Raw genomic sequence first — 10,612 nt, 5'->3', positions numbered from 1 at the left:
GGGACCCACGGGCCCCGCCGGCCGGAGCCGGGGAGGAGAACTCGGCCGCCGGCGCCGCAGGAGCGGCGGGCCCGGCCGGGCGGGCGGGGCGCGGACCGGGCGTCGGCGCGCCACCCGGGCGGGAAGCCGCGGGGGCGGCCGGCGCGGACGGGGCCGCGGCGGCGGGAGTGGGACGGGGGCCCGGCGTCCCGGTGGGACGCGGGCCGGGGGTGGGCGCACCCGGCTTGGGTGCAGCCGCGCCGGCACCGCCGGCGGGCTGGGGCGCCGCGGGCTTCCGCGGGCCAGGCTTCGCGGAGGAACCACCGGCAGGCGGCGTCGCTCCCAAAGCGTCAGTCAACTTGCGAACGACCGGCGCCTCGATCGTCGAGGACGCCGAACGCACGAACTCACCGAGCTCGGTGAGCTTGGCCATGACGGCCTTGCTCTCCAAGCCAAGTTCCTTGGCAAGCTCGTATACCCGGACCTTAGCCACTTCGCTCCTGTCTATCCGTCCGGGGTCATCGTCCGCCGGACTGTCGCTACTTCATGGGCGTACTCATCGCGTACTCATCGAGTGCTCATCGCAATCTCGACCTACTTCCATCTCGCGAGGTACCTGACGTTGCGCACCGCACACGACGAACGTGTGCCGTGCAGTTCCTACGGTGCTCCGCCGCGCCTGAGTCATCAGGACGCCGGGGCCGCGCCCGCCCGCTGCTCGACGTGTGACCGCAGTGCATCGGTGTCGAGCGGACCCTGGAGCCGGAAGGCCCTGGGGAACGCCCGACGGCGGACCGCGAGGTCGAGGCAGGCGGGATCGGGATGCAGATGTGCACCCCGCCCCGGCAGTGCGCCGCGGAGATCGGGGACGCATTCGCCCTCGACCGCCACGACACGCAGCAGCTCGTGCTTGGCCGCGCGCTTGCGGCAGCCCACGCAGGTGCGTTCAGGGCATGCGCGGACATGCGTCCGGCCAGACAACTTCAAGTCTACCCCTCCGATGGGACATGGCGCCGCCCCGCCGATCTCCGGGGGACTCCTAGAACACCGACTACTGGTCCGGGGATTCCCCGGCGGGGGCCTCGGTGTCCGGCCGGATGTCGATCCGCCAGCCCGTCAGGCGGGCGGCCAGGCGGGCGTTCTGGCCCTCCTTGCCGATCGCCAGGGACAGCTGGTAGTCCGGCACGATCACCCGTGCGGACCGCTGCGCGTAGTCCACGATCTCCACCTTGGTCACCCGGGCGGGCGACAGCGCGGCGGCGACCATCTCGGCCGGGTCCTCCGAGAAGTCGACGATGTCGATCTTCTCGCCGTGCAGCTCGGCCATCACGTTGCGCACCCGGCCGCCCATCGGGCCGATGCAGGCGCCCTTGGCGTTCAGGCCCTGCCTGCGCGACCACACCGCGATCTTGGTGCGGTGGCCGGCCTCGCGGGCGATCGCGGCGATCTCCACCGAGCCGTCCGCGATCTCCGGCACCTCCAGCGCGAACAGGCGCTTGACCAGGTTCGGGTGGGTGCGCGAGAGCGTCACCGACGGGCCGCGGACACCGCGGCGCACGCCGACCACGTAGCAGCGCAGCCGGGTGCCGTGCTTGTACTCCTCGCCGGGCACCTGCTCCTGCGGGGGCAGGATCGCCTCCAGCTTGCCGATGTCGACCAGGATGTTCTTGGGGTCGTTGCCCTGCTGGACGACACCGGTGACGATGTCGCCCTCCTTGCCCGCGTACTCGCCGAAGGTCTGGTCGTCGGCGGCGTCCCGCAGGCGCTGCAGGATGACCTGCTTGGCGGTCGACGCGGCGATCCGGCCGAAGCCGCTCGGGGTGTCGTCGAACTCCTTCGGCTCGACGCCCTCCTCCAGCTCGGCGGAGTCCTCCAGCGCCCAGACCGTGACGTGGCCCGTCTTGCGGTTCAGCTCGACCCGGGCGCGGCGGCGCGAGCCCTCGGTGCGGTGGTACGCGATGAGGAGCGCCGACTCGATCGACTCGACCAGCAGGTCGAACGGAACGCCCTTCTCGGTAACCAGCCCACGCAGGGCGCTCATGTCGATGTCCACGGCTACGCCTCCTCTTCTCTCTTCAGGTTCATGATCGGGGCAACGCCCCGGCTACGCGTCGTGCGAGCCGTCGTCGCCGGCGTCGTCCGTGTCGGCGGTGTCGTCCGCGTCGTCGATGTCCTCGGCCTCGTCGAGCAGCGCGTCGTCCTTGCGGTTGAACTCGACCTGGACCCGGGCCTTGGCGACCTCGGCGAAGGCCAGCCGGCGCTCCTTGGGACGGCCGCGCCCCTTGACCGGCTGCACCTCGACGAGCGCACCCTCCTCGTCGCTCTCCAGCACCCGGGCGGTGATCTCGCCGCCGTCGACCAGCTGGATCTTCGCCAGCCGGCCCTCGGCACGGGCCCAGTGGCGCGGCAGCACGAGCGGGCGCTCCGCACCCGGCGAGCCGACCTCCAGCAGGTACGCGGCACTGCCCATCAGGTCGGAGTCGTCCAGCGCCCGGCCGACCTCGCGGCTGAAGTCGGCGATCGCGTCGAGGTCCACACCGCCGTCGGCGTCCACGTCGATCTGGACCTGCCGGCGGCTGCCCGCCTGGGTGATCCTGACGTCCTCCAGGTCGAGGCCCGCCTCGGCGGCCAGGGGTTCCAGCAGCGCACGCAGCCGGTCGGTCTGGGGGGTGCTCATCCGGGTGACTCCTCGGCCGCGTCTGCTGTTGTCAGGTGCTAACTCACGGCGCAGCCTATCCGGTCCACCGGGCAACCGCCGATTCCGACCGTGCCGCCCGCCCGGGTGACAGCGGCGCCTGCGAGCAAGCTCACACCCCCCGGTCGGACCCGCCCGCCCGTCCGGGGCCGGGGAGGCCCTGCGATGATGCACGGTGACCTCACGGTGACCCAGGGGCACCCCGCCCCGCGAGACGAGCGGGAGCGCGTCGATGCCGTCCCCCACCCGGCGGACCGTCCTGGCCCTCGGCGCGCTCGCCGGAGCGCTGCTGGCGGCCGGCTGCACCGAGGACCACCGGGACGCCGACCGCACGGACCGGCCCGACCCCGACCTCCCGCTGCGGCTGCGCGCGGTGGCCGCGACCGACCGCCTGCTCACCGACTACGACGCGGTGATCGCCGGCCCCGGCGCCGACCGGGCGGCGGCGCTGCGCGAGCTTCGGGCCGACGTCGAGGAGCACCGGGCCGCACTGGCCGCGGGGCTGCCGGCACCGTCGCCGTCCGGCCCCACGCCGTCCTCGGCCACCGCGTCCGCCATGTCCGCCACGTCCGCCACCGCGGCGCCCGCAGCCGGTGCCGCCGCCCGCGCCGCCGCCGAGCGCCGCACCGCCGCGGAACGGCTGGCCGACCTGGAGGCCGCCTCCCCCGCGCTCGCCCGGCTGCTGGCCTCCGTGGCCGCCTCCGGCGCCCTGCACGCCAGGGCGCTCGGCGACCCGGGCCCGATCGCCCCGCCGGCCCCCACGGCCACCGCCCCGGGCGCCTCGGCCCCCGGCCGGGTCTGCGGGCGGATCGGCGAGCGGCCGCCCCGCACCGCTGCCGACCGGCGTGGTGGCCGCCCTGCAGGCCGCGCTGTCGGCCGAACACGCCGCGGTCTACGGCTACGGCGTGGTCGGCGCCCGGACGCCGGCCGGGCCGCAGCGGGACGCCGCCCGCGCCGGGTACGCCGCCCACCAGGCCCGGCGGGACGCGCTGCAGCGCGAACTCGACGGCGCGGCCGCCACCGGCACCGCCGCCGCGGCCGGCTACCGGCTGCCGTTCGCGGTCTCCGACGCCGCCGGTGCCGGGCAGCTCGCCGCGCACATCGAGACCCAGCTGACCGCGGTGTGGGCGGACGCCGTGGCCGGCACCGGCGGGGCGCTGCGGCAGACCGCCGCCACCGCCCTGCGGGAGACCGCGCTGCGCGCCGCGCAGTGGGGCGCCGACCTGTCGGCGCTGCCCGGCCTGCCGGAGCAGGACGCGGCCGACGGGGCGGGCACGACGCCCGGCACGAGCGCGTCGGCGAGCGGCTGACCAGCGGCTTCCCGCCGATGGCCGACAATGGACGGGCCGCACCCCTGTGCGGCGCACCGAGCGAGAGGCCACCATGTCGGCACTGCCAGGCCAGCAGATCACCGTCCCCGAGCGGCTCGCGGACACCGTGCGGGTCTGGGCGGGCGAGGAGGGGCTGGCCTGGCTGGCCGCCCTGCCCGAACTGGTCTCCGGGTACCTGGACCGCTGGGGGCTGACCCTGGAGCGGGTCGCCGACCCGGGCGGCCCGATCAGCCTGATCGGCTTCGTGCACCGGGACGACGACCTCGCCCCGGCCGTCCTCAAGGCCGGGCTGGTGACCCCGGAGACGGACCGGGAGCACGCCGCGCTGCGGCACTGGGCGGGCCGCGGCGCCGTGCTGCTGGTCGACGCCGACCCGGCGGCCGGGGTGCTGCTGCTGGAGCGGCTGCACGGCGACATCCCGCTGCGCTCGCTCGCCGAGTCGAAGGCGATGCTGGAGGCGACCGGGCTGCTGCAGCGGCTGTGGGTGCCGCCCGCGGACGGGCATCCCTTCCGGCTGGTGGTGGACGTGGCCGCCGAGCTGTCCGGGCGGATCGCCGAGCGCCGTGCCCTGCCGGGCGCCGAGGCGGCCGGGCCGCTGGTCGACGAGGCGCTGGAGACGGCCGCCGCGCTGGCCGGGTCCGAGCCCGAGCGGTTCCTGCTGCACGGGGACTTCCACCACGGCAACGTGCTCGCGGCGGACCGCTCGCCGTGGCTGGCGATCGACCCGAAGCCGGTGGTCGGCGAGCGCGCCTGGGACCTGGCCTGGCTGGCCCAGGACCGGATGGACACCCTGGCCGGCTCCCCCGGCCCCCGGGCGGCCGTCCGGCGCCGGCTGCAGCAGCTCTCCGGGGCGCTGGAGGTCGACCGGGACCGGCTGCGCGGCTGGACGCTCTTCCGCACCGTGGAGGCCGGCCTGTGGCACCTGTCGACGGGCGACCGGGCGGCGGCGGAGCTCTACCTGGAGTTCGCGGCCTGGCTGTGAACCGCGGCGAGCGGCAGCCGGGCCCCCATCACCGCGTACGGGCGGACGGTGTTCGGGAAGCGCACCGCCCGGGCGAGGTCGCGGTAGCCGAGCGAGCGGTAGAGCCGGCGGGCCGGGGTCTCGGCGTCGATCGCGGACAGGATGCTGCGGTCCTTGCCGGAGCGTTCGCACAGGCCGCGGATCAGCGAGCTGCCGAGGCCGCGCCCCTGGTAGCCGGGCAGCACGTGGAGTTCGGTGACGGCGAAGACGCCGTCCAGCCAGTCGCCGTGTCCGCCGGCCTCCAGGTACGGCTGGATGACGGTGGACCACCAGTGCTCGCGGGAGTTCGGCATGCCGTAGCCGAAGCCGACCAGCCGGCCGCCGCTCATCGCGCCGAGGGCGAGCACACCGGGCTGCTGGGCGTGCCGTCCGACGATGTGCAGCCGCACCGCGACCTCCTCGGGGGTCAGCCCGAAGGCGAGCGCCTGGACCTCCAGCGCGTACGGCGCCCAGGCCGCCAGGTCGATGGCCTCGATCGTCACCTCGGTGAGCTGCTCCATGACCGGGACGTTACTCCTCGAAGGCCTGCCGTGACCTGCGAAGACCGGGATCCGCCGGAGGTCAGAACAGGACGCTCATGAAGGCGCCGACCTCGGTGAAGCCGACCCGCTTGTAGGCGGCCCTGGCGCGCAGGTTGAAGTCGTTCACGTAGAGCGAGACGACGGGGGCGACCTCGCGCAGCGCGATGTCCAGGACGGCGGCCATGCCGGTCTTCGACAGGCCCCGGCCGCGGTGCTCGGGGGCGACCCAGACGCCCTGGATCTGGCAGGCGCCCTCGGTGACGGCGCCGACCTCCGCCTTGAAGAGCACCTCGCCGTCCTCGGAGAAGCGGGCGAAGGAGCGGCCGGCCGAGACCAGTTCGGCCACCCGGGCCTGGTAGAGCAGGCCGCCGTCGCCGGCCAGCGGCGAGATTCCGACCTCCTCGGTGAACATCGCGACGCAGGCCGGCATCAGCGTCTCGATCTCGTTGCGCCGCACCCGGCGGACCAGCGGGTCGGCCTCGACCTCCGTGGAGGGGGCGGTGGCGGCCATCAGCGGCTGGTGGGCCCGGACGTCCCGGGCGGGGCCCCAGCTGCGCTCCAGCAGGGCCCAGAGCTCCGCCGTGGGCCCGGCCGGGCCGACGATGGAGGAGCAGCGGCGGCCCTGGCGCCGGGCGCGCTCGGCGAAGGCCCGGACGGCCTCCGGCCCGGCGTCGACCAGGACGAGGTTGGCCCCGGCGTAGCAGAGCGACTCCAGCCGGCCGTCCTCGCCGTACCAGCCCCACATCTCGCCGCCGAGCCGCCACGGGTCGAGGCCGACCGCCTCGACGCGGGTGGCGACGAAGGCGTTGGCGACCGGGTCCCGGTGCAGGACCTCCAGGGCGTCGTCGAGATCCGGGGCGTCGAGCACGCGGGTGGCCGCCAGGGCCCGTGCGACCTGGAAGGGTCCGGGAAGCATCACACCTCGATCGAGCACAGGCACCTCACTAGACACGCCCCACGGGACTTCTGCCGCACCCTACTCCCCCGGGCGGCGCGGCAGGGAACACGAGGGCCGTCCGTACACCCCCGCGACCCCCCGGGACGGGGGTGCGGGGGTCGTGCGGACGGCCCAGGAGTCAGCGGTCGCTACCGGGTCACTCGGCGGCGACCACGACGGGCGCGCCGGACTCGACGCCCTGCTCCTGCATCTGCTCGGCCAGCTTGAGGGCCTCCTCGATGAGGGTCTCGACGATCTTCGACTCGGGGACGGTCTTGATGACCTCGCCCTTCACGAAGATCTGGCCCTTGCCGTTGCCGGAGGCGACGCCGAGGTCGGCCTCGCGGGCCTCGCCGGGGCCGTTGACGACGCAGCCCATGACGGCGACGCGCAGCGGCACCTCCATGCCTTCGAGGCCGGCGGTGACCTCCTCGGCGAGCTTGTAGACGTCGACCTGGGCGCGGCCGCAGGACGGGCAGGAGACGATCTCCAGGCCGCGCTGGCGCAGGCCGAGCGACTCCAGGATCTGGTTGCCGACCTTGATCTCCTCGGCCGGCGGGGCGGAGAGGGAGACCCGGATGGTGTCGCCGATGCCCTCGGCGAGCAGGGCGCCGAAGGCGACGGCCGACTTGATGGTGCCCTGGAAGGCGGGGCCGGCCTCGGTGACGCCGAGGTGCAGCGGGTAGTCGCAGGCGGCCGCGAGCTGGCGGTAGGCGTTGATCATCACGACCGGGTCGTTGTGCTTGACCGAGATCTTGATGTCGCGGAAGTCGTGCTCCTCGAAGAGCGAGCACTCCCACAGGGCGGACTCGACCAGGGCCTCGGGGGTCGCGCGGCCGTACTTCTCCAGCAGGCGCTTGTCGAGCGAGCCGGCGTTGACGCCGATCCGGATCGGGACGCCGGCGTCCTTGGCGGCCTTGGCGATCTCGCCGACCTTGTCGTCGAAGGCCTTGATGTTGCCGGGGTTCACGCGGACGGCGGCGCAGCCGGCGTCGATCGCGGCGAAGACGTACTTCGGCTGGAAGTGGATGTCGGCGATCACCGGGATCTGCGACTTCTTGGCGATGATCGGCAGCGCGTCGGCGTCGTCCTGCGAGGGGACGGCGACCCGGACGATCTGGCAGCCGGAGGCGGTGAGCTGCGCGATCTGCTGGAGGGTGGCGTTGACGTCACTGGTCAGCGTGGTGGTCATCGACTGGACCGAGATCGGGGCGTCGCCGCCGACCGGGACGTTGCCGACCATGATCTGACGCGAGTAGCGGCGCTTGGCGAGCGGCTTGAGCGGCAGGGACGGAATACCGAGCGAGATCGCGGACATGTGCGCAGGGTTCCCCTGGGTGAGGTCGGTGAGCCGGCCGTATTTGCTCGGGCCGGGCCGGGCGCGTCGATGAGGTCGCACCCGGCACACCACGGTACGGCACGCCCGCGGGCCCCAGCACATCCGGCGGTGCCGCGCCGGGCCCGGGCGGGCCGTCGGCGGTCAGTTCAGCTTGACCGGGTTGACCACGTCGGCGGCCATGACGAGCACGGTGAAGCAGATGAAGACGGTGGCGACGACGTACGCGAAGGGCATCAGCTTGGCCACGTCGAAGGGGCCGGGGTCGGGGCGCTTGAGCAGCCCGGCCAGGCGGCGGCGGACCGACTCCCAGATCGCACCGGCGATGTGGCCGCCGTCCAGCGGCAGCAGCGGCAGCATGTTGAACAGGAACAGCGACAGGTTGATGCCGGCCAGCAGCTGGACGAAGAAGGCGAGCTGCTGGGTGGCCGGGATGTCCATCGCGAAGACGTCGCCGCCGAGGCGGGCGGCGCCGACCATGCCGATCGGGGAGTCGGTGGAGCGGGGGGTGCCGTCGACGACGGCGTGCCACAGGCCGGGGACCTTGCCGGGCAGCGCGACCAGCGAGGAGACGCCGTGCTCGGCCATCGAGTACATCTCGTCGGTGGACTCGCCGAGGCTCATCCGGACGACGCCGGTCGTCGGGGTGAAGCCGAGGAAGCCCGCGGTGACCGGGCCGCCCTTGACGGTGCGGCCGTCCTTGTCGACCGGGTTCACCGTGTTGCTGGTGATGTCGGCGGTCAGCGTCAGCCGCTGGCCGCCGCGCTCGACGACGATCGGGACCTGCTTGCCGGGCGACTTGCGGATGTCCGCCTGGAGCTGCTTGTAGCTGTGGATCTCGTCGCCGTCGAAGGAGACGAAGCGGTCGCCGGCCCGCAGCCCGGCCAGGTTGGCCGGGGACTTCGGCGCGTCGGTGGGGCAGGTGTCGGTCGGCTGGCCGGCCTTGACGACGCACTGGCTGACGGTGGAGACGGTGGGCACCGCCGTCTGCACGCCCATGCCCATGAACAGGAGCAGGAAGAGCACCACCGAGAGGATCAGGTTCATGAACGGGCCGGCGAACATCACGATGACCCGCTGCCAGGGCTTGCGGGTGTAGAAGAGCCGGTGCTCGTCACCGGGCTGCAGCTCCTCGTAGGAGGCCTCCCGGGCGTCCTCGATCATGGTGCGCCAGGGCGAGCTGCTGCGCTTGGTGATCCGGCCGTCCGCGCCCGGCGGGAACATCCCGATCATCCGGATGTAGCCGCCGAGCGGGATCGCCTTGATGCCGTACTCGGTCTCGCCCTTCTTGCGCGACCACACGGTCGGGCCGAAGCCGACCATGTACTGCGGGACGCGGATCTTGAACAGCTTGGCGGTGGACAGGTGCCCCAGCTCGTGCCACGCGATCGAGAACAGCAGCCCGATCAGGAAGATCAGGATGCCGAGCACCCACATCAGATTGCTCACCGCTCGCCCTCCGCCATGCCGTCGTCGCTCCGCTCGCCGCCGTCGTGCTCTCAGCCCGCCGCCAGCTCGCGGGCCCGGGCTCGGGCCCAGTCCTCCGCCTGGAGGACGTCCGCGACCGTGAGCGAAGTTCCCCGCGCGGGGGTGCCGTGCTCGGCGACGACCTTCGCCACAGTGTCCACGATTCCGGTGAAGGGCAGCCGGCCGCCGAGGAAGGCGTCCACGCACTCCTCGTTCGCCGCGTTGAACACCGCGGGGGCGGTGCCGCCGAGCGTACCGACCTCGCGGGCGAGCGAGACGGCCGGGAAGGCCTCGTCGTCGAGCGGGAAGAACTCCCAGGTCGCGGCCTTCGTCCAGTCGCAGCCGGGGGCCGCGTCCGGGACGCGCTCGGGCCAGCCGAGGCCGAGCGCGATCGGCATCCGCATGTCCGGCGGGCTGGCCTGGGCGAGGGTGGAGCCGTCGGTGAATTCGACCATCGAGTGGACGACCGACTGGGGGTGCACCACGACCTCGATCCGGTCGAACGGGACGTCGTAGAGCAGGTGTGCCTCGATGACCTCCAGGCCCTTGTTGACCAGGGTGGCCGAGTTGATCGTCACCACCGGGCCCATCGCCCAGGTCGGGTGGGCGAGCGCGTCGGACGGGGTCACCCCGGCCAGCTCGGCCCGGGTGCGGCCGCGGAACGGGCCGCCGCTCGCGGTGACCACCAGCTTGCGGACCTCGGCCCGGGTGCCGGCCGCCAGCGCCTGGAAGAGCGCGGCGTGCTCCGAGTCGACCGGCACGATCTGGCCGGGCGCGGCCACGGCCTTCACCAGCGGGCCGCCGACGATCAGCGACTCCTTGTTGGCGAGCACCAGCACCCGGCCGGCCTCCAGCGCGGCCAGGGTCGGCCGCAGGCCGATCGAGCCGGTGATGCCGTTGAGCACCGAGTGGCACTCCGTCGCCGCGAGCTCGGTCGCGGCGTCCGGGCCCGCGAGGATCTCCGGCAGCGGGCGGCCCGCGGCCCCGGCCGCGAGCGCCTCGCGCAGCGCCGGGACGGCGCTCTCGTCGGCCACCGCCACCGTCCGCACGCCGAGCTGCAGCGCCTGCTCCGCGAGCAGCGCGACCCGGCCGCCGTTGGCGGACAGCGCCACCACGCGGAAGCGGTCGGGGTTGCGCAGCACCACGTCGATGGCCTGGGTGCCGATCGAGCCGGTGGAGCCGAGGATCACGAGCTCCCGCGGACCGTCCGGGTCCTTGACCGCCGGGGTGTAACGGAGCTGGGGGTGGGCGAGCGAGTTCATGCCCCCATTGTGTCGTGCGGAGGGCGGTGCCCGGCGCGGGGTCGTGCGGTACGGACCACTCCC

General features: G+C 73.9%; 11 protein-coding genes. 2 read left to right on the top strand and 9 right to left on the bottom strand.

The annotated features are described in order from the left end of the window. From ABD353_RS30850 to rimP, 4 genes are all read right to left on the bottom strand, one after another. Positions 1 to 472, bottom strand: a 472-nt coding sequence (locus ABD353_RS30850) for a translation initiation factor IF-2 N-terminal domain-containing protein (protein ID WP_344626976.1), incomplete at its 3' end; no start/stop codon positions are given. Between the two features lie 194 nt (positions 473 to 666). Then, positions 667 to 960, bottom strand: coding sequence for a YlxR family protein (locus ABD353_RS30845; RefSeq protein ID WP_344626980.1), 294 nt, complete (start codon positions 958 to 960; stop codon positions 667 to 669). A 70-nt stretch (positions 961 to 1,030) separates the two neighbouring features. Then, positions 1,031 to 2,032: a transcription termination factor NusA gene (nusA, locus tag ABD353_RS30840; RefSeq protein WP_344626975.1), complete on the bottom strand. Its 1,002-nt coding sequence runs from the start codon at positions 2,030 to 2,032 to the stop codon at positions 1,031 to 1,033. A gap of 51 nt (positions 2,033 to 2,083) precedes the next feature. Continuing rightward, positions 2,084 to 2,656 carry a ribosome maturation factor RimP gene (gene rimP, locus ABD353_RS30835; RefSeq protein ID WP_344626974.1) on the bottom strand — a complete coding sequence of 191 codons (573 nt, stop codon included), beginning with the start codon at positions 2,654 to 2,656 and terminating at the stop codon, positions 2,084 to 2,086. A gap of 866 nt (positions 2,657 to 3,522) precedes the next feature. On the opposite strand from rimP, the gene ABD353_RS30830 reads away from it, so the two are divergent. After that, complete coding sequence (locus ABD353_RS30830) at positions 3,523 to 3,984, top strand: ferritin-like domain-containing protein (RefSeq protein WP_344626973.1); 462 nt, start codon at positions 3,523 to 3,525, stop codon at positions 3,982 to 3,984. A 73-nt stretch (positions 3,985 to 4,057) separates the two neighbouring features. Next, positions 4,058 to 4,987, top strand: coding sequence for an aminoglycoside phosphotransferase family protein (locus tag ABD353_RS30825; RefSeq protein ID WP_344626972.1), 930 nt, complete (start codon positions 4,058 to 4,060; stop codon positions 4,985 to 4,987). Here ABD353_RS30825 and ABD353_RS30820 read toward each other — a convergent pair. From ABD353_RS30820 to dxr, 5 genes are all read right to left on the bottom strand, one after another. Further along, on the bottom strand, positions 4,960 to 5,526 hold the full coding sequence (locus ABD353_RS30820; RefSeq protein WP_344626971.1) for a GNAT family N-acetyltransferase: 567 nt from the start codon (positions 5,524 to 5,526) through the stop codon (positions 4,960 to 4,962). The genes ABD353_RS30825 and ABD353_RS30820 overlap by 28 nt on opposite strands. A gap of 61 nt (positions 5,527 to 5,587) precedes the next feature. Then, positions 5,588 to 6,463, bottom strand: coding sequence for a GNAT family N-acetyltransferase (locus ABD353_RS30815; protein WP_344626979.1), 876 nt, complete (start codon positions 6,461 to 6,463; stop codon positions 5,588 to 5,590). Positions 6,464 to 6,641: 178 nt separating this feature from the next. Continuing rightward, positions 6,642 to 7,802: a flavodoxin-dependent (E)-4-hydroxy-3-methylbut-2-enyl-diphosphate synthase gene (gene ispG / locus ABD353_RS30810; protein ID WP_263105312.1), complete on the bottom strand. Its 1,161-nt coding sequence runs from the start codon at positions 7,800 to 7,802 to the stop codon at positions 6,642 to 6,644. Between the two features lie 162 nt (positions 7,803 to 7,964). After that, positions 7,965 to 9,269: a M50 family metallopeptidase gene (locus ABD353_RS30805; RefSeq protein ID WP_344626970.1), complete on the bottom strand. Its 1,305-nt coding sequence runs from the start codon at positions 9,267 to 9,269 to the stop codon at positions 7,965 to 7,967. 50 nt (positions 9,270 to 9,319) lie between these two features. Continuing rightward, the gene (gene dxr / locus ABD353_RS30800; RefSeq protein ID WP_344626969.1) at positions 9,320 to 10,549 is read right to left on the bottom strand and encodes a 1-deoxy-D-xylulose-5-phosphate reductoisomerase; all 1,230 of its coding nucleotides are present in this window, start codon (positions 10,547 to 10,549) and stop codon (positions 9,320 to 9,322) included. Between the last annotated feature and the right edge of the window lie 63 nt (positions 10,550 to 10,612).

Source organism: Kitasatospora arboriphila, from assembly GCF_039528095.1.
Taxonomy (GTDB): Bacteria; Actinomycetota; Actinomycetes; order Streptomycetales; family Streptomycetaceae; genus Kitasatospora; species Kitasatospora arboriphila.
The sequence above is the reverse complement of the archived record's forward strand: the minus strand, read 5'-3'. Positions and strand labels throughout refer to the sequence as shown.